The sequence below is a fragment of the Vibrio ordalii ATCC 33509 genome, from assembly GCA_000257205.1.
GTDB lineage: Bacteria > Pseudomonadota > Gammaproteobacteria > Enterobacterales > Vibrionaceae > Vibrio > Vibrio ordalii.
The window spans coordinates 1-18,560 of sequence record AEZC01000012.1 but is presented as its reverse complement, the minus strand read 5'-3'; the positions used below and the strand labels follow the sequence as shown (position 1 = coordinate 18,560).

Genomic DNA, 18,560 nt, shown 5'->3' with positions numbered 1-18,560 from the left:
TGATTTGAAAAAGTTCTTGTCAGTGGTATTGGGATTAAGCCTCTCCACGCCATTGATGGCAAATGAGGTTAGTTTTGAGCAGTATGTGGAAGGTTTGAAGCAACAAGCGCGCAGTGAAGGCATTTCAGAGCAAATTTTAACCGATGCGTTTAAAAATGTGGCACATAAACCACGCGCCGTGACGGCCGATCGCAATCAACCAGAAAAGAAACTGACGCTGGATGAGTATATCCCGCGTGCGGTTCCTGAATGGAAAGTCAAGCAAGCAAAGGCGCTGTATGAAAAGCACTATGCCGAGCTTAGCCGCATTGGCGAGCAGTATGGCGTGCAGCCGCGCTTTATCGTTGCGTTATGGGGTGTTGAAAGTAACTTTGGTGCTTTTACCGGTAATTTTAGTGTGATAGATGCTTTGACGACCATGGCTTATGACGGTCGTCGAGAAGCATTTTTCCGCAAAGAGACCATGGCCGCGTTGCAAATTCTGCAGCAGGGTCATATCCAAGCCGATGAGATGAAAGGGTCTTGGGCTGGCGCGATGGGCCAATGCCAGTTTATGCCGAGTTCGTTTTTGGCGTTCGCTTCCGATGGTAACGGCGATGGCAAAAAAGACATTTGGCGCTCAAAGGAAGATGTATTCGCGTCGACGGCCAATTATCTCAGCCAATCGGGGTGGGATGACAAATACACTTGGGGACGTCAAGTTAAAGTTCCGCCTGGGTTTGACCGCACTTTAGAAGGGCGACAACCAGAAAAAGGGAAGTCACTGAGAGAGTGGAACAAGCTCGGTATTACTCGTTACGAAGGTAAACCACTGCCTAATTTAGACAAGGTTCAAGCTTGGCTTATCATGCCAGATGATGAAAATGGCCGCGTTTACTTGGTATACAACAACTATAATGTGTTGATGAAGTGGAATCGCTCATACTATTTTGCGCTCGCGGTGAGCCATTTGGCGGATAGAATTACCTATTGATTTGAACCTTAATTGAACGCAAAGGGCTCATCATGAGCCCTTTGCTATTTCTGGAGAACGTGTGCTAGTTGAACGTGCAGGGCAAATGGTGATATTTGCCGCGTTAATCAAACATCAAGGCTTTACCGCTGCGGCCAAAAGCTTAAGCGTATCGGTATCGCATGTCAGTAAGCAGTTGGCCTTACTGGAAGCCTCGCTCGGGGTGAAGCTCGTTCAGCGAACCACGCGCAGCTTCACCACAACTGAGGCTGGAGAGGCTTTTTATCGCCATTGTACTGCGGTCGTTGGATTGATGGATACTGCGCAGTCTGAAGTGGAAAGCCAGCGTGATGAGGTGTCTGGGCTGATTAAGCTTGGTCTTTCACAGTCGTTTGGTTCTTTGCACATTTTGCCAGCACTGGAGGCGCTTCGTCAGCGCTATCCCAAACTGCAAGTGGAAGTGCATTTGTTCGATTATCGAGTCGATATGCTCGAAGAAGGGCTTGATTTGTGGGTGACCAACAACGAGCATCTACCCGAAGGTTACGTGGCGCAACGTCTCGCCGATTGCCAGTTTGTGGTTGCCGCGTCACCGGAATACTTATTAAACCATTCAACCCCTCAGACACCCGGTGATCTGTTAGGTCACAACTGTCTTATCTACCGTAGTTGGGAGCGAGATTACACCCGTTGGTCGTTTGCCAATCCAGAGCAAAAAATCAACATCAATGTGTCGGGTAACTATTCGGTAGATTTAGCCGAAGCCGTGCGTGACGCCGCCGTGGCAGGGTGGGGTGTTGCTTACTTGGCGACTTATTTAATTCGAGATGAATTTCGAACCGGTAAACTGATCCAATTGCTGCCAGATTGGCACGCAAATCAAAGCATGCCTTTTTATGCGGTTTACCCGAGCCGGCAACACATGCCGAAGAAAACCTCAGCCGTGATTGAATTTATCAAGGCTTTAATCGGTACACCTTGCTATTGGGATACTCAATTAGAGCCTTACATCCGTTTTACAAAAGCGTAATGAGCACGGTTTATTATTTCCCAACTCAGAAACATATTTTCTATATGGAAAATATAAGCCTAGGCAATCGTTTAGCTTGTTACAAATCAACAGATTGAAAATAGAAGATTAAGGCTGCTACTGTTAAGCACACCTCTGTAACATTTGCGACTTGCGCATTCATTTTCGCACGATAGAATGCGCGCCTTTCCTATCCCCGTTATCTGGATTGACAGCAAATGAACTCATTACTTGGCGTCGTCGCCATCTTATTTACGGCTTGGCTACTTTCTACCAATAGAAAAAACATCCAATTTAGAACCGTGTCGCTCGCTTTTTTATTGCAAGTAGGCTTTGCACTATTGGTTCTGTATGTCCCCATGGGGAAAGAAGTGCTCAACAGTGTCACGGGTGCGGTATCGAATTTGATCAATTATGGGCAAGAGGGAATTGGCTTTCTCTTTGGCGGTTTAGCCAATGGCAGCGTTGGTTTTGTGTTTGCGATTAATGTGCTTGGCATCATCATTTTCTTCTCTGCTTTGATCTCCGGTTTGTATCACATTGGTTTGATGCCTAAAGTGATTAACTTGATTGGCGGTGGTTTGCAAAAATTATTGGGCACGGGGCGCGCAGAGTCACTGTCGGCCACGGCGAACATTTTTGTCGGCATGATTGAAGCGCCGTTAGTGGTTAAGCCCTATTTAAAGCACATGAGTGATTCGCAATTTTTTGCGGTGATGACGTGTGGCTTAGCCTCGGTTGCGGGCGGTACGTTAGTCGGCTATGCCTCACTGGGCGTTAACCTTAACTATCTTATTGCGGCGGCATTTATGTCAGCTCCAGCCGGTTTGTTGATGGCGAAAATTTTGCTGCCGGAAACCGAAGCGCAAAGTCAGCAGGTGGCCAATGAAGAGGTTGAGATACCAAAAGCAACCAATGTGGTTGAAGCCGTAGCTGATGGTGCAATGTCTGGGCTTCGTATCGCGGTTGCGGTTGGGGCAACGTTACTGGCCTTTATCAGTGTGATTGCGCTACTCAACGGCCTATTGGGCTGGGTGGGCGGTCTGTTTGGCTTAACCCTTAGTTTTGAGTTGATTTTAGGCTACCTATTTGCTCCAGTTGCGTGGCTGGTGGGCATTCCATGGAGCGAAGCGATGACGGCAGGCTCACTGATTGGTAATAAAATTGTCGTGAACGAGTTTGTCGCTTTTATCCAATTGATGGACGTAAAAGATTCGCTCAGTGAACATTCTCAAGCGATTGTAACTTTTGCTCTGTGCGGCTTTGCCAATATTTCGACCATGGCAGTATTGATCGGTGGTTTGGGCAGTTTGGTGCCAGAGCGTCGCAGCTTCATCTCTCAATATGGTTTTCGAGCGATCAGCGCTGGCGTGTTGGCTAACTTGATGAGTGCTGCGCTTGCTGGGGTTATTTTGTCGCTATAAACGTTGCGTTTCTATTCATCGTTAAAAACTGGCTCGTTAAACATCAGCTCGTTAAACATCAGCTCGTTAAACATCAGCTCGTTAAACATTAGCTCGTTAAACATTAGCTCGTTAAAAAACCCCAGCGCAATGCTGGGGTTCTTTTTCGCTCGCCGCTCATGGCTATCAATAGCCAATAGCAATAATCAATAGCAGTAAGCAGTAATGAGCAAGATCAGTTGTTGGGGTGAAATTGCTCGCATGCCAACAGGGTGTTTTCAATCAAACTGGCCACCGTCATTGGCCCGACACCACCCGGAACCGGGGTGATCAAGCTTGCTTTGGTGCGCGCTACATCGTACTCGACATCGCCAATCAGCTTGCCTGACTCCAAGCGGTTGATGCCCACATCAATCACCACGGCACCTTCTTTAATCCATGCGCCGGGAATAAAATTGGGTTTACCAACGGCCACCACCAACAAATCAGCTTGGCGAACATGGTGTTCTAAATCTTTCGTGAAGCGGTGGCATGTGGTTGTGGTGCAACCTGCTAGTAGCAGCTCTAATGTCATTGGTCGGCCGACAATATTGGATGCGCCCACAATCACCGCATGTTTACCACGCAGTTGAACGTTATAGCGCTCAAGCAAAGTTATGATCCCTTTGGGCGTACAAGAGCGCAGTTTAGGAATGCGCTGGGCTAAACGGCCCACATTGTAAGGGTGAAAACCATCGACATCTTTTTCAGGAACAATGCGTTCAAGCACATGGGTTGTATCAATCCCGGCAGGTAAGGGCAGTTGCACTAAAATGCCGTCAATTTCAGGGTCGGCATTGAGCTTATCGATTAACGCCAGTAGCTCCTCTTCGCCAGCAGTGGCTGGAAGATCATAGGATTTAGAAACAAAACCCACCTCTTCACAAGCACGACGTTTGCTGCCGACATACACTTGTGACGCAGGATCTTCTCCCACCAGCACCACCGCTAGCCCCGGAGCGCGAAGGCCCACTTGAGTGCGAGCTTTTACCCGCGCCGCTACTTCAGAGCGAACCGTCTGGGAGATGAGTGTCCCATCAATATTTTGAGCAGTCATGGCTTTCCTTACACATTGGTCGCAAATATTTTTGGGCGCATTGTCGCAGATATTTAAAGTAACATCTATAAGCAAACGTTTGCCTTGTTCTGTTTTTCGACACTCGGCTACCGAATGGCAGTTTTTTAGGCATTTGAAACCGAATCTTAGAGAAAGCGATTGATTTACGGAGTTCAACTCGTATAATCCTGTCCCTGTAGCGCGCCCTTAGCTCAGCTGGATAGAGCACGTCCCTTCTAAGGATGTGGTCGTAGGTTCGAATCCTACAGGGCGCGCCATCTATTTCAGGGCGCAGCAAGCTAATACTTGCTGCGCCCTTTTTGTTGCGCGATAGCTAGCCGCAAAGCAAACGGATTATTCGTTCTTGATTACTCACAAGGCGCTCTCTATCTCATAAAACCACACTTAACTCAGTCATAAAGCGAGGATTTTTGCGCTTCCACTGGTATCATATCGGCAATTTTTCGTGTCTTAAGAAATCTGCAATGAACCAACAAGAACAACAATACCTCAAAGCGCTAGAAAGCAAACTCTGGACGGCGGCCGATAAACTGCGCGCCGCGTTGGATGCGTCACAATACAAACATGCGGTGCTGGGGCTGATTTTCGTCAAATACGTTTCGGATGCGTTTACCTTGCGCCAGCAGGAAATCAAAGCTGAATTGACCAACCCAGAGCACGAATACTATTTAGACCCGCAAGATTTCACCCCAGAAGAACTGGCCGAAGAGATCGTGATAGAGCTAGAGCAGCGCGATTTCTACCAAGAGCAAAACGTGTTCTGGCTACCGCCGGAATCCCGCTGGTCGTTCCTGCAAGATAACGCACCGCGTGTGATTGGCGGCGCAGAGCTGGTGATTGAGGGCGCAAACCAACAAAAAATCACCAAGAAAATCACCTCAGTCGGCCATTTAATTGATAACGCACTGGAAGGGATTGAGCGCGATAACCCCAAACTCAAGGGCGTACTCAACAAACACTATTCAGGCCTTAAAATCGACCAAGCCAAGCTCAATGAACTGATCAACCTGATTGCGACCATTCCGTTTAATCACCAGTCGCTCAGCAGCAAAGACATTCTTGGCCATATCTATGAATACTTTTTAGGTCAGTTTGCGCTGGCTGAAGGCAAAAAAGGCGGTCAGTTTTATACGCCTGCCTCCATCGTAACCCTAATTGTAGAGATGATTGAGCCATTTGAAGGCCGTGTCTATGACCCAGCGATGGGCAGCGGCGGCTTCTTTGTCCAATCGGATAAATTTATTGAGCGCTATGCTAACCAAAAAGAGATCGACCCGCTGACGCAAAAGCAGAAAATCTCGATTTACGGGCAAGAATACAACTACACCACCTGGCAATTGGCGGCGATGAACATGGCGATTCGTGGGCTGGATTACGATTTTGGCAAAGAGCCCGCCAGTACCTATACCAACGACCAACACCCTGATTTACGAGCTGACTTCATCATGGCTAACCCGCCGTTCAATATGAAAGAATGGAACATTGGTGTTGATGATAACGATCCGCGCTGGGTATACGGCACACCGCCTTCAGGTAATGCCAACTTCGCGTGGATGCAGCATATGCTTTACCACCTTGCCCCTGATGGTTCTCAAGCTTTACTGCTGGCTAATGGTTCGATGAGTTCATCCACCAATAACGAAGGGGAAATTCGCGCCGCCTTGGTTGAGAACGATTTGGTCGAATGTATGGTCGCGCTGCCCGGGCAACTGTTCACCAACACGCAAATTCCGGCCTGTATCTGGTTTTTAACCAAGAATAAAAAAGCGCGTACTGATAAAGCGGGTCGTAAGCTTCGTGATCGTAAAGGCGAAGTGCTGTTTATTGATGCGCGTAACCTTGGTTATATGAAAGACCGCGTACTGCGTGATTTAAGTTTTGATGATATCCAGAAAGTGGCAGATATTTTCCACGCATGGAAAACCGGTGAAGCGGTTAATGGCGTGACGTATCAAGACCAAGCCGGTTTTTGTAAATCCGCAACCTTAGCAGAGATTAAGAAACACGATTTTGTATTAACGCCGGGGCGTTACGTTGGCGCGACTGAAGAGTTAGATGATGGTGTTCCATTTGCTGAAAAAATGGCAACGCTAACCACTAAATTGAGTGAGCAGTTTGCAGAGTCAGCAACGCTAGAAGCTGAGATCAAGAAGAACCTAGCGGGGTTAGGTTATGAGCTTTGATAACCTACCTTGTGGCTGGAAGTTGGTCACTCTAGAAGATGCTATGGATGCGATTATTGATTACCGAGGCAAGACACCGAAGAAAACCGAGTCAGGAATACCTCTAATCACAGCAAAAATCGTGAAAGGTGGGTATGTTCTCGAACCGTTTGAGTTTATTGCAGAAGACAATTATGACTCATGGATGGTTCGTGGGCTACCACAAGTTGGTGATGTGGTTTTAACTACAGAAGCCCCATTAGGTGAAACCGCACAATTAACAAGTTCGATCGTAGCGCTTGCCCAGCGAATAGTGACACTTAGAGGGAAGAAAGGATTATTGGATAATGACTTCCTTCTTTGTGCTCTACAGAGCGATTTCGTCCAACATCAACTAGAGTCTCGTGCATCAGGTTCAACTGTTAAAGGTATAAAACAGAGTGAGCTTAGAAAAGTTAGCTTGCCAATACCGCCACTACATCAGCAGAAAAAAATATCCCAAGTCCTGAAGTCTTTGAGTAATAAATTAGTTTGTAATACTCAAACCAACCAAACCCTAGAACAAATGGCGCAAGCCATCTTCAAATCATGGTTTGTCGATTTCGATCCAGTCAAAGCCAAGATGAATGGCGAGCAACCAGAGGGAATGGATGCGGCTACTGCCTCGCTATTCCCAGAAAAGCTTGTTGAGTCTGAGTTGGGTTTGATTCCTGAAGGTTGGGAAGTCGGTGACCTATCTGACTTGATGGATTTTAATCCTAAGCGAACTCTCAAAAAAGGCACCGCTGCGCCTTATCTAGATATGAAAAATATGCCGACTTCTGGTCATCTTGCGTTGGATATTTATGACCGTGAAATGGGAAGTGGCACTAAATTCACGAACGGTGATTCTCTGTTAGCACGTATCACACCATGTCTTGAAAACGGTAAGACTGCACACGTAGATTTCCTTGAAGATGGACAAGTTGGTTGGGGTTCTACGGAATATATCGTTATGCGTTCTAAGTCAGATAGCTACAAATATTTCAGCTATTACATGGCTCGATTTGAACCGTTTAGGAAGTTTGCTATTCAAGGTATGACAGGTACTAGTGGGCGTCAGAGAGCACAAGCTCAAACTGTTCAAACAATGCCATTTGCTATTCCTCCGATTTCTATCTTGGAAAAGTTTGATGCGTTTGTTGCTCCAAATATGCAGATGATTAAGAGCCACGGTAGTGAGAATCGAACTCTTGCTGCATTGCGGGATACTCTGTTACCTAAGCTCTTATCAGGAGAGGTAAATTTAGAAGAAGACCGTAGTTTATCAGGAGCCTTAATATGAACCTTGAGTTAACAACCTCGATGGTTGCAAGACAGAATATCTTAAATAATCAGTATGCTTTAGTTCAGTTGGAGGAGCATTTAGATTTATCTGGGTTAGTTTTAGATGGCGTGATTGTCTTCACGAAAGCACAAGTGGCAAGCTTGTTAGCGATTGATGAACGCACAGTTGAACGCTATTTGGCTAAGGATGATGGTGAGTTAAAGGCAAGTGGCTATCAAATTGTTAAAGGGAAAGCCCTTAAAAACATGAAGTTACGCTATGCGGGCGACACTGATGTCGGTCGGATGATTGATCCAAAAGCATCTAGTTTAGGGTTGTTCGATTTTAAAGCATTTCTAAACTTGACTATGTTAGTCACTGAAAGTGAAAGAGCAAAAGCCATACGAAGTCGAATTTTGGACATTGTTATTGATGTTATTGCTCAGAAAGCAGGGGGGCATACTAAGTATGTCAACCAAAGAGATCAGGATTACTTGCCGTCATCATTTCAAGAAGAAAGCTACAGAAAGCAATTCACTAATGCGCTTCGAGATTATTTAGAAATGGGCAATCACAAATATGCGATTTATACCGATAAAATATATCAAGTTGTCTTTTTGGGTAATGCTGCTGAGTATAAGCAAGTTTTGAAACTCGCCGACAAGGATAAGACACGTGACACCATGTACAGTGAAGTGCTTAATGTTATCGCAAGTTTTGAGCATGGTCTCGCGGAGGAAATGGAGCAAGAATATCAAGAAAAAGGCCGGAAGCTATTACCTGTCGAGCTTGACTCTATCATCGAAAAAGCGAGTAGAACTCCTTATTTGAAACCTCAGATCGAAGATGCAAGAACTAAAATGGCGAGCAGAGATCTAGGGTTCCGTTCGGCTTTACATCAACGTTTAGAACATTATGTACAGTCAGTGCCTCAAAGTGATTTTGATAAATTTCTTGGAGACAAAAGTCGTTCTTTGGAAGAGCAGTTGAAAGATACGAGAACACTAGATGTTCTCAAGCGCTTGAAGGATCGCTAATGACTTTACCTCTCTTTTATTTTGATGTTGAGCACGCAGTAAAAACTCATGATTGGATCATTGATCACAGTGGTGGGCTGTCGGGGACTAAGAATGTTGGGCAGTTAGAAAGTGTGCTTGATCATATTCAGAATGACCTTTATTACCCGAATCTTGAAGAAAAGCTTACACATTTGGTTTTCTCCATAAATAAGTTTCACGCGTTTAATGATGGGAATAAACGTTCAAGCTTAGTTTTAGGGGCTTACTTTTTAGAGGTTAACGGTTATGACTATTGCCTCAAGAAGTTTGTTTTTGAAATGGAGAATATTGTTGTGTGGGTTGCTGAAAATAAGATAGATAAAGTGTTGTTACAAGAGATCATTACTTCAATCATCATGGACGATGACTACCCAGAAGCATTGAAGCTCAAGATAATTATTGCCACTGAGGAAAACAACGATGAATGAAGCTTTTCCTAAATTGCTTTCCGGCGAAATCGAGTTAGAGACACAGTAGGGGTAATCATGACCTTAGCCAATAAGCCTGATTTTGAATATGACCCAATTGTCCAACCAGCGGTTGGGCATGTTCCTTGGCACCTAACTTCGTTAACTCAGAAACGTCAAAAATCAGCGAACCGTTGGTGGAAAAACTAATGCAGCCTCCATTTACCATCAATAACCCAATACTAAAGCTAGTCGCTGACATCAGTGAACGGTTGGGTAAGATCTCTGTGACTCACTCACAAGGCATTGACCTACGTTTAAGGCGCATAAACCAAGTCCGTACTATTCACGGAACATTGGCTATTGAAGGTAACGAGCTAACGGAAGCGCAAGTCACCGCTATACTCGCTGGTAAACGGGTACTGGCACCCGTAAAAGAGGTTCAAGAAGCAAAGAATGCGATTGCGGTGTACGAGAAGCTACCGAATTGGCATCCTGAAACTGAATCTCATTTACTGGCCGCGCACAAGTGCTTAATGATGGGGATGATTGATTCGGCAGGGCAATATCGAAACAGTGGTGTTGGCGTGATGAAGGATGGTCAAGTGATCTATATGGCGCGACCTGCTGATCGCACTCCAACGCTTATGCGTGACTTGTTCGCTTGGTTAAAAGCCAGTGATGATCATCCACTCATTAAAAGCTGTGTATTCCATTACGAGTTTGAGTTTATTCATCCCTTCTCTGACGGTAACGGCCGAATGGGCAGACTTTGGCAAACGTTGATACTGAGCCATTGGCAACCACTATTTGCAGTTTTACCCGTAGAGAATTTAATTTATCAGCATCAGCAGGAATACTACCAAGCCATTAATCAAAGCACGGCTGAAACAGACAGCCGTGCCGTTATCGAGTTTATGTTGGGGATGATAAAGCAAGCTTTGTTTGAGCTAGAGCAAGCCAAGACGAAGAACATCCCTCAAGTAAGCCCCCATGATACCCCCCAAGTTAGTTTGCTGCTTAGTCACATCGATGGGGAGATGAGCCGCGAGCAATTGCAGAGCGCATGTCTGTTGAAAGACCGTAAATCATTCACAGCTAGATACCTAAAACCAGCCTTGGAAGCTGGATATATAGAAATGACCGAGCCTAGTAAGCCAAGAAGCCGATCGCAGCGTTACCGACTCACCGATTTAGGTAATGAGCTGAAACGAGGACAACAATGAAAATTACAGAAGACCAGCTAGAACAGCTCTGCCTTGATTGGTTTAAAGCGCTTGGCTACCAATACCAAAATGGCTATGACATTGCACCGGATGGCGACACGCCCGAGCGTGAAAACTATCAGCAAGTTACACTGCAAGCGCGGTTAGTGTCGGCATTGGAAACCTTAAACCCTACTGTACCGAGTGACACCTTAATCGAAGTGGCGAAAACCGTTGCCACGCCGCCAACGCCTGTACTGATTAAAAACAACAAACTCTTTCACCAATATTTAATCGAAGGTGTGCCTGTTGAATACTCGGTAATGGAGCAAGAACAATGGGTGACCAAGCATACTCATGTTCGATTAATGGATTTTGACAACCGTGAGAATAACCAATTCTTAGTGGTCAATCAGTTCACCATCACGGGCAGCAAAGGCAATCGCAGACCCGATGTGATTGTTTTTATCAATGGCTTGCCGATGGCGGTGATCGAGCTGAAAAACCCCGCCGATGACCACGCCGATATTTGGAATGCCTACAATCAAATTCAAACCTACAAACAAGAGATCGCCGATCTGTTTGCATTCAATGAAGCGCTGGTGATTTCTGATGGCTGGACGGCGCGAGTCGGCTCGCTTACCGCGAACAAAGAGCGTTTTTTACCATGGAAAACCATCGAGGACGAAGACGATAAGCCGTTACTCGAATTCCAACTAGAAACCATGGTGCGTGGCTTCTTTAAGCCAGAATTGTTGCTCGATTACATTCGCTACTTTGTACTGTTCGAAAATGATGGCGGCCATAGCGATCCAGCCGCAGGCGCTATCATCAAAAAAATCGCTGGTTATCACCAATTCCATGCCGTGCGTGCTGCGGTGAAAGCGACGGTCATCGCGGCCACAACCTCTGACCAAGTAACCGAACCACGAGCCAATTATGCAAATACGGTGGTGCCCGGAAGCAAAAAAGCCGGCGTGGTGTGGCATACCCAAGGCAGCGGCAAAAGCATTTCGATGGTCTGCTACGCCAGTAAGTTGCTGCAACAGCCGGAGATGAATAACCCAACCTTAGTGGTGGTGACGGACCGTAACGACCTAGATGGTCAGCTATTTAACACCTTTACTATGGCGCAAGAAACCTTAAAGCAAATCCCGCAACAAGCCACCGACCGTGATGCATTGCGCGAGTTACTGCTCAATCGTCAGTCTGGTGGCATCATCTTCACTACGGTACAAAAGTTTGCATTGCTCGATGACGAAACGGCGCATCCTATCCTTTCAGAGCGCTCGAATATCGTGGTGGTGTCTGATGAGGCGCACCGCAGTCAGTATGGCAATAAAGCACGTTTGGTCGATGTCAAAGACGAGGATGGCCATGTTGTCGGCCAGCGTTATGTGTATGGCTATTCCAAGTACATGCGTGATGCACTGCCCAATGCGGCCTTTATTGGTTTTACCGGCACACCCATATCGCTAGACGATAAAGATACTCGCGGTGTGTTTGGTGGCTATGTTTCCATTTACGATATTCAAGATGCGGTCGATGATGGCGCAACTGTGCCTATCTACTACGAATCGCGCCTCGCCAAGCTCGATATTAATCAAGATGAAATCGAAGCGCTTAACGATCAAGTTGAGGAAGAAATTGGCGAAGACGAAGAAACGGAAAGTCGCGAGAAAATAAAATCACAATGGTCAGCACTGGAAAAACTGGTGGGTGCCGAGACAAGAATCAAACAGGTAGCGAAAGATCTCGTTGAGCACTTTACCACTCGCTGTGAAACCTTTCCGGGCAAGGCGATGATTGTCGCCATGAGCCGAGAGATTTGCGTCGATTTATACGATGCGATTGTGGCAATTAAACCTGAGTGGCATAACGATGATCCCGCCAAAGGCGCAATCAAAATTGTCATGACCGGCAGCGCCGCTGATAAGGCCAAAATGCAGCCGCATATTCATGATAAGAAAACCAAGAAGCTCTTTGAGAAACGGTATAAAAATACCGATGACGAACTGCAATTGGTGATTGTGCGAGATATGTGGCTAACGGGCTTTGATGCGCCATGTTGTCATACCATGTATATCGACAAACCGATGAAAGGTCATAACCTGATGCAGGCAATTGCCCGGGTGAACCGAGTCTTTAAGGATAAACCCGGCGGTTTGGTGGTCGACTATATTGGCATTGCAAATGAGCTTAAAAACGCCCTCAAGACTTACACCAATAGCCAAGGCAAAGGCAAACCGACCGTTGATACCGCTGAAGCTTTCGCCGTCTTCATGGAAAAAATCGATATTATCCGCGGCATGTTTGCCACGCCAGTGGATGGTGAGGTGTTTAACTATCGCCCTGATTTTGAAACTCGGCCGCTGCAATTGCTGCCGGGGGCAGTCAACCACATCTCAGGGCTTTGCCACCGGAACAGCAAAGGTGAGCAAGTTCGCGATGGTAAACGCCGTTTTCTTGATGTGATGGCGGCGATGATGAAAGCCTTCTCGCTGTGCAGTACGTTGGATGAAGTGAATGGCTATCGCCATGAAATCGCCTTCTATGGTGCAATCAAAACCGCTTTTTTGAAGTACTCGACGGTCGATAAAAAGCGCAGTGATGAGCTGCGAAACTCTGCCCTGCGCCAAATCCTCAATAACGCGATTGTGGCCGATGGCGTGGATGACATTTTTAAAACCGTGGGGCTGGATAAGCCAAACATAGGTTTGCTCTCCGAAGAGTTTCTTGAAGATGTGAAGCACATGAAAGAGCGCAACCTTGCGGTGGAGTTACTGGAAAAATTGCTGCGTGATGAAGTGAAAGCGCGGATGAAAAACGATGTGGTGCAAGAGAAGAAATACTCAGAACGCATCATGTCGACTCTGCAAAAGTACCATAACCGCAGTATTGAAACCGCGCAGGTGATTGAAGAGCTAATCCAGTGGGCGAAAGAGATGCAAGCCGATTCAGAGATGATGGATAAGCTTAATCTCACTCCGGATGAAATCGCCTTTTACCGCGCGCTGATCGCTAATGAAGCTTCAGTACGCACCTTAGGCGATGATAACTTACGCAAACTGGCGATTGAACTGACTCACCAACTGCGTAATTCTGCTACGGTAGACTGGCAGAAACGTGAAAGCGTGCGGGCGCGGATGCGTAACTTAGTGCGTCGCTTATTACGCCGCTGGAAGTACCCACCCGATGCCGCAGAAGAAGCGATTAAGCTGGTGCTAGAGCAAGCCGAAGTGTTGGCAGATGGGTGGTATCAGTAATCAATGTCCAGTCCAGCACTCAACGCGTGGCAGATGCTGCGCATATTTTAGTTGTTTGACAACAATACTCTACTCTTAACTATTTGAGGTATAAGTAAATGAAAGGCACCATAATCGATTTCAACGAGTTGGATCGAACTGGGTTAATCTCCGGCGAAGACGGGGTTCGCTATCCACTCAACATGAATGAATGGAAGACAGGGGCACTGCCTAAATCAGGAATGGCTGTAGATTTTTCTGTGGAAAATGAACAAGCGAAGGCTATTTATCTGATACCTGCTAGCGTAGGTTCTTCGAAAAAAATTACCGCCGCGTTGCTTGCGTTTTTCTTTGGGGCGCTAGGTGCACATAAGTTTTACTTAGGATATACCAAGCAAGGCTTCATCATGTTGCTGGCATTCTTATTGGGTTTTGTACTACTTGGTTTGCCTTCGATCGTTGTCGGTATCATCGCTTTTGTTGAGTTTATTATTTATCTCACTAAATCAGATGAAGACTTTGAGAAAACCTATGTGACTGGACGTAAAGATTGGTTCTAAGATGCTGATATTTTGACGTTTAATCCGTCTGTAAAACGAATTCCCAACGCTTGAAATGTTAAGTTCAAGGTTGGGTTTTACGTTTATGGCGCACGGGCTTAGATTCGGTGTCCTTGTACTTATCCCCTTCCTACTTGAAGCTGCAGTGGTGTTGGCTACGTTCGTTCACCCCAATCACATAGTTTGCCTATGCTCATGGGGACTCACTCACTTGCCGCCTACCTACAACTCCAAGTTGTTTGGGTATATCGCTTTTTAACGACGAAACGAACGGTTACGTGCGGAACGCTCTTTATGGGCAGAAGCCGCTTTAGCCTGTGAGTTTAAAATGGAATCAACCGTCAGCTCCATGGGCTCTTTAGGTTTAAGGCCGTGTGGGAAAGTGCGCGCGCGCGGTGGCAGATCATACTCTTCAGCTGAAGCGCGTGGCATACGTTTGAAGCGATAGAGGTAGAAGTTTTCTACTTTCTCTCTCGCCCAATCGGTTTTATTGAGATATTTCACGCTACTGGCAACCGATGGGTTGGTATGGAAGCAGTTAAAACGCATCGCCGTATCGAGAATATCCCAACCGTAAAAATCCACGAGCTCTTGCAATAAAGTTTCCAACTTAAGACCGTGTAATGGGTTATTTCTTTGTAATTCAATTCTTTCTTCTTCAGTCATCATAACGAGTTCCTAAGTAGTTCGCTCACTGAGGCCAGTTGAGGTGTATGTTTTGCGCTGATTTTATCTTCAAACCGCGTGCTTTTACGGATCAACATTTCTCGACACGCTAGTTGAAGGGGCCGCATTCTAACAGAATTCAGTGACCCTCCCTAAGATTATCGTGCGGAAGTTCAACACTGTTTGTTCGGCCCGGTCTCTCTTCGTTCAATGAAAAGGATAAGCGCTTAAAGAGCTTGGATTGCCGTCTTTACACAGATTTACTTGTTACTTCATCTACTTTACGTTGTGATTGTTACTCTTATATAACCTTTCTATTTTAGTGGTTATTGTGATGAACAGAGCAAGCAAAATGGTTTTAATGATTATGGCCGTGGTTTCGGTACTCTGGATACAGGCCGAGCCAACGTTTTTTGTGTCTCAAAACCTGTTTCAATGGCGATCGGCTTTTATCCAGTGGTCAGGCATTTTGGCCATTGTGGCGATGTCATTGGCTATGGTACTGGCGCTTCGTTTGCCCCTTGTTGAACAGTGGACACAAGGAATCGATAAAGGTTATCGGATACACAAATGGCTGGGCATTTCGGCTACGTTGCTTGGTTTATTTCACTGGCTTTGTTACCAGATACCGAAATGGATGATCGCACTTGAGCTCCTGACTAAACCTAATCTGCTCAATGGCTCTGGCCCACAGGGGAACTTGTCGGGTTTTGCGCTTTGGGTAAAAGAGATGCGCCCGATTGGGTTAGCCATTGGCGAGTGGGGGTTCTACTCATTATTGCTGCTGGTGGGGGTATCACTGTGGCTAACCATTAAATACAAACCGTTTCGTTTATCGCACCGTTTGATGACGGTGGTGTACCTTTTGTTGGCTGGGCATTCGGTATTATTGTTGAAAAAGGCGTATTGGGGCTGGCCGATTTATTGGTTAGTGTTGATGTTTATTGCGCTTGGCTCGGCGGCAGCAATCTACAGTTTGCTTGGATTTGTGGGCCGAAATGCACGTTATTCAGCGAAGATTAGCGCATGCCACTACTGCGCAGCGAGCCAAACGTTAGATTTAAGAATTAAGATGGAGAAACCTTGGCCCGGACATAAAGCAGGGCAGTTTGCTTATTTGAGTTTTGTTGGCGAAGAGCCACATCCGTTTACTATTGCTTCGTACAATAAGGCTAATGAGCTGCGATTTTTGATTAAAGAGCTTGGCGATTTTACCACTGGCCTTCACAAGAGAATTACCGTGGGTGAGCCGATTGAGGTCGAAGGCCCATATGGACGATTTGAGTTTTATAGTGATAGGCCACAAGTCTGGATTGGTGGCGGTGTCGGCATCGCTCCATTTATGGCTGGGTTAGATTATTTACATACGGTAAAAGCGCATCCGGCTACTTATCTGTTTTTCTGCTGCCACCATGCAGAGCAAGCCCTGTGTGATGAGCTTAAGCAGAAAGCATTGCGTGCGGGTGTCTCCCTCACCGTGATTGATTCAAGCATTGACCCGCATTTATCTGCCGAGACTATTGCTCGCCAGTGTGGTGATTTAAGCGGTTTTGAGTTTTTCTTTTGTGGCCATGTTGCCTTTTCACGGACTTTAAAACAGGCGTTGAAGCCTTACCATGTAGACGTTGAAACTCAGTTCCATGAAGAGTTGTTTATGATGCGTTGAGTATTTGTTGTGAAATGACCAAGCCCAATGTTTTTTACGAATGACAGCACGAATGACAGCCTGAATAACAGATAATGACCTTGCGAAAAAGAATAGATAAATCAAGTCACTTACTTGAATAAAATTCATATTGCACTTCAATGTTATTCACTATGATCTTGCTCACAGTATGCTTCAATGGCACTGACCAATAAAGCATTATGGATACGATATTATGAGCAAATTAACCCTTCTTGATGGTGGCATGGGGCGTGAATTAAAAAGAATTGGCGCTCCTTTTTCTCAGCCACTTTGGAGCGCGCAAGCGCTGATTGAATCTCCACAACATGTTCGTTTAGCTCACCAAGGATTTATTGATAGCGGTGCCGACATCATCACGGTGAATAGCTATGCGTGTGTCCCTTTTCACTTGGGCGAGTCACTATATCAAACCGATGGTGCAAGGTTGGCGAGCTTAGCCGCGCAGATTGCTGCGGAAGTAGCACAACAGTCAGAACGTCCGATTTTAGTGGCGGGTTCTATGCCACCGGCGATGGGAAGCTATCGGCCTGATCTCTTTCAAGCCGAAGTCGCGCGAGCGATTTCACTCACTTTGTATCAAGCACAAGATCCTTATGTGGACGTCTGGTTGGCGGAGACGATTGCCAGTTTAGAAGAGTTGAGCATGATTCAATCGGTGTTTGCCTCATCAACCAAGCCTTGCTATTACGCACTGACTCTGAAAGATGACACTAATATCGCACAATTGCGTTCTGGGCAGTCGGTCTCTGAAGCGGCAGAACAAATCTGCTCTGCGGGTGGGGCGGGCATTTTCTTTAACTGCTCAATACCTGAGGTGATGGCTGATGCCATTCAACAGGCGAAAACCGTGTTGGAAGGCCGAGCGCAAAAGATTGAAATCGGCGTTTATGCAAACAGTTTTACGCCGATTAAATCGGATCACGCTGCCAACGAAACCGTACAAGCCATGCGTGAGTTTAGTGCAGAAGATTATCTCGCATTTGCCAAGCAGTGGTATGCCCTCGGTGCAACCGTGATCGGCGGATGTTGCGGCATCACCCCTCGCCATATTCAAGCACTTTATGAATGGAGGCGCAGTTTTGAAAAATCTTAATTATGGATTGGCTTTTCCTGCGATTGCGTTAGTGCTTGTTTTGTTAACGGTGTCTGCGCTTTATCCAGCCATCTCTCAAGCGATGGCGGCGCAAGCTATGGGCTGGGTGAGTCACTGGTTTGGCTGGTTAGTACAGATGGCAAGTTTGGCGTTAGTGGTTTTTTTACTGTGGCTGGCGTGTTCGAAATACGGCCGCATTCGTTTAGGTGAAGAAAAGACCGAATACAGTAATTTTTCTTACGGTGGGATGATTTTTACCGCTGGCGTTGGAGCGTCACTCATTTACTGGGCGATAGGTGAACCGATGTATTACTTACAATCTCCGCCGTTATTTGCTGAGCCCAATAGTTATCCTGCTGCGGCATGGGCCGTTACCTACTCTATTTTTCATTGGGGCATTACAGGCTGGGCGATTTACTGCTTTCCAGCGATTCCGTTTGCTTACGCATTTTATGTACAAAAAAAGCGCACGTTAAAAGTTTCCAGTTTGTGTTCTTCGGTAGTGGGTGACCATCCTTTGGTGGCAAAAAGTATCGATCTATTGTCGATTTTTGGTACGTTGGCCGCGTTTGCTAGCTCGCTGGCCTTAACTGTGACCTTGGTCAGCGCCGGTGTGGCAGAGCTGTTACAGATTGAGAATAGCCTTGGCTTACAAGGCGCAATCATTGT

General features: G+C 46.2%; 16 protein-coding genes and 1 tRNA gene. 15 read left to right on the top strand and 2 right to left on the bottom strand.

From position 1 onward, the window contains the following. Positions 1 to 4 precede the first annotated feature (4 nt). From VOR_RS0100770 to VOR_RS0100760, 3 genes are all read left to right on the top strand, one after another. Positions 5 to 973: a lytic murein transglycosylase gene (locus VOR_RS0100770; RefSeq protein WP_010317171.1), complete on the top strand. Its 969-nt coding sequence runs from the start codon at positions 5 to 7 to the stop codon at positions 971 to 973. Positions 974 to 1,034: 61 nt separating this feature from the next. Then, positions 1,035 to 1,982 carry a LysR family transcriptional regulator gene (locus tag VOR_RS0100765; RefSeq protein ID WP_010317170.1) on the top strand — a complete coding sequence of 316 codons (948 nt, stop codon included), beginning with the start codon at positions 1,035 to 1,037 and terminating at the stop codon, positions 1,980 to 1,982. A gap of 218 nt (positions 1,983 to 2,200) precedes the next feature. After that, the gene (locus VOR_RS0100760; protein WP_010317169.1) at positions 2,201 to 3,406 is read left to right on the top strand and encodes a NupC/NupG family nucleoside CNT transporter; all 1,206 of its coding nucleotides are present in this window, start codon (positions 2,201 to 2,203) and stop codon (positions 3,404 to 3,406) included. Between the two features lie 214 nt (positions 3,407 to 3,620). On the opposite strand, the gene folD is transcribed toward VOR_RS0100760, so the two are convergent. Continuing rightward, positions 3,621 to 4,481, bottom strand: coding sequence for a bifunctional methylenetetrahydrofolate dehydrogenase/methenyltetrahydrofolate cyclohydrolase FolD (gene folD / locus VOR_RS0100750; protein ID WP_010317168.1), 861 nt, complete (start codon positions 4,479 to 4,481; stop codon positions 3,621 to 3,623). Positions 4,482 to 4,682: 201 nt separating this feature from the next. Here folD and VOR_RS0100745 point away from each other — a divergent pair. The 9 genes from VOR_RS0100745 to VOR_RS0100705 all read left to right on the top strand — a co-directional run bounded on the left by VOR_RS0100745 (position 4,683) and on the right by VOR_RS0100705 (position 14,445). Beyond that, positions 4,683 to 4,759, top strand: a tRNA-Arg gene (locus VOR_RS0100745). Between the two features lie 207 nt (positions 4,760 to 4,966). Further along, positions 4,967 to 6,685, top strand: coding sequence for a class I SAM-dependent DNA methyltransferase (locus VOR_RS0100740; protein WP_010317167.1), 1,719 nt, complete (start codon positions 4,967 to 4,969; stop codon positions 6,683 to 6,685). Beyond that, positions 6,675 to 7,988, top strand: a complete 1,314-nt coding sequence (locus tag VOR_RS0100735; RefSeq protein ID WP_010317166.1) for a restriction endonuclease subunit S — start codon at positions 6,675 to 6,677, stop codon at positions 7,986 to 7,988. Before VOR_RS0100740 ends, VOR_RS0100735 begins: the two co-directional genes overlap by 11 nt. Beyond that, positions 7,985 to 9,007 (top strand): hypothetical protein, encoded by a 1,023-nt coding sequence (locus VOR_RS0100730; RefSeq protein ID WP_010317165.1) that lies wholly within the window; start codon positions 7,985 to 7,987, stop codon positions 9,005 to 9,007. Before VOR_RS0100735 ends, VOR_RS0100730 begins: the two co-directional genes overlap by 4 nt. Further along, on the top strand, positions 9,007 to 9,456 hold the full coding sequence (locus tag VOR_RS0100725) for a type II toxin-antitoxin system death-on-curing family toxin (RefSeq protein ID WP_010317163.1): 450 nt from the start codon (positions 9,007 to 9,009) through the stop codon (positions 9,454 to 9,456). The genes VOR_RS0100730 and VOR_RS0100725 overlap by 1 nt, the downstream gene beginning before the upstream one ends. Positions 9,457 to 9,513: 57 nt before the next feature. Continuing rightward, positions 9,514 to 9,645, top strand: coding sequence for a hypothetical protein (locus VOR_RS18980; protein ID WP_286118349.1), 132 nt, complete (start codon positions 9,514 to 9,516; stop codon positions 9,643 to 9,645). Continuing rightward, complete coding sequence (locus VOR_RS0100715; protein WP_010317161.1) at positions 9,645 to 10,661, top strand: Fic family protein; 1,017 nt, start codon at positions 9,645 to 9,647, stop codon at positions 10,659 to 10,661. The genes VOR_RS18980 and VOR_RS0100715 overlap by 1 nt, the downstream gene beginning before the upstream one ends. Further along, complete coding sequence (locus VOR_RS0100710; protein WP_010317159.1) at positions 10,658 to 13,906, top strand: type I restriction endonuclease subunit R; 3,249 nt, start codon at positions 10,658 to 10,660, stop codon at positions 13,904 to 13,906. The genes VOR_RS0100715 and VOR_RS0100710 overlap by 4 nt, the downstream gene beginning before the upstream one ends. A gap of 98 nt (positions 13,907 to 14,004) precedes the next feature. Continuing rightward, positions 14,005 to 14,445 carry a TM2 domain-containing protein gene (locus VOR_RS0100705; RefSeq protein ID WP_010317157.1) on the top strand — a complete coding sequence of 147 codons (441 nt, stop codon included), beginning with the start codon at positions 14,005 to 14,007 and terminating at the stop codon, positions 14,443 to 14,445. Between the two features lie 255 nt (positions 14,446 to 14,700). Here VOR_RS0100705 and VOR_RS0100700 read toward each other — a convergent pair whose 3' ends face one another. Further along, positions 14,701 to 15,114 (bottom strand): VF530 family protein, encoded by a 414-nt coding sequence (locus VOR_RS0100700; protein WP_013857204.1) that lies wholly within the window; start codon positions 15,112 to 15,114, stop codon positions 14,701 to 14,703. Positions 15,115 to 15,445: 331 nt separating this feature from the next. Between VOR_RS0100700 and VOR_RS0100695 the strand changes: the two genes are divergently transcribed. The 3 genes from VOR_RS0100695 to VOR_RS0100685 all read left to right on the top strand — a co-directional run. Then, a complete protein-coding gene (locus VOR_RS0100695; protein ID WP_010317154.1) occupies positions 15,446 to 16,777 on the top strand; it encodes a ferredoxin reductase family protein in 1,332 nt (443 codons plus the stop codon). A gap of 214 nt (positions 16,778 to 16,991) precedes the next feature. Then, a complete protein-coding gene (locus VOR_RS0100690) occupies positions 16,992 to 17,891 on the top strand; it encodes a homocysteine S-methyltransferase family protein (RefSeq protein ID WP_010317152.1) in 900 nt (299 codons plus the stop codon). Beyond that, positions 17,878 to 18,560, top strand: a 683-nt coding sequence (locus VOR_RS0100685; RefSeq protein WP_010317150.1) for a BCCT family transporter, incomplete at its 3' end; no start/stop codon positions are given. The genes VOR_RS0100690 and VOR_RS0100685, both read left to right, overlap by 14 nt.

Excerpts from the sequence above, each read along its gene's own strand:
- VOR_RS0100760 (WP_010317169.1), top strand. The coding sequence starts at position 2,201 with ATGAACTCATTACTTGGCGTCGTCGCCATCTTATTTACGGCTTGGCTA.
- folD (WP_010317168.1), bottom strand. The coding sequence starts at position 4,481 with ATGACTGCTCAAAATATTGATGGGACACTCATCTCCCAGACGGTTCGC.
- VOR_RS0100740 (WP_010317167.1), top strand. The coding sequence starts at position 4,967 with ATGAACCAACAAGAACAACAATACCTCAAAGCGCTAGAAAGCAAACTC.
- VOR_RS0100735 (WP_010317166.1), top strand. The coding sequence starts at position 6,675 with ATGAGCTTTGATAACCTACCTTGTGGCTGGAAGTTGGTCACTCTAGAA.
- VOR_RS0100730 (WP_010317165.1), top strand. The coding sequence starts at position 7,985 with ATGAACCTTGAGTTAACAACCTCGATGGTTGCAAGACAGAATATCTTA.
- VOR_RS0100725 (WP_010317163.1), top strand. The coding sequence starts at position 9,007 with ATGACTTTACCTCTCTTTTATTTTGATGTTGAGCACGCAGTAAAAACT.
- VOR_RS18980 (WP_286118349.1), top strand. The coding sequence starts at position 9,514 with ATGACCTTAGCCAATAAGCCTGATTTTGAATATGACCCAATTGTCCAA.
- VOR_RS0100715 (WP_010317161.1), top strand. The coding sequence starts at position 9,645 with ATGCAGCCTCCATTTACCATCAATAACCCAATACTAAAGCTAGTCGCT.
- VOR_RS0100710 (WP_010317159.1), top strand. The coding sequence starts at position 10,658 with ATGAAAATTACAGAAGACCAGCTAGAACAGCTCTGCCTTGATTGGTTT.
- VOR_RS0100705 (WP_010317157.1), top strand. The coding sequence starts at position 14,005 with ATGAAAGGCACCATAATCGATTTCAACGAGTTGGATCGAACTGGGTTA.
- VOR_RS0100700 (WP_013857204.1), bottom strand. The coding sequence starts at position 15,114 with ATGATGACTGAAGAAGAAAGAATTGAATTACAAAGAAATAACCCATTA.
- VOR_RS0100695 (WP_010317154.1), top strand. The coding sequence starts at position 15,446 with ATGAACAGAGCAAGCAAAATGGTTTTAATGATTATGGCCGTGGTTTCG.
- VOR_RS0100690 (WP_010317152.1), top strand. The coding sequence starts at position 16,992 with ATGAGCAAATTAACCCTTCTTGATGGTGGCATGGGGCGTGAATTAAAA.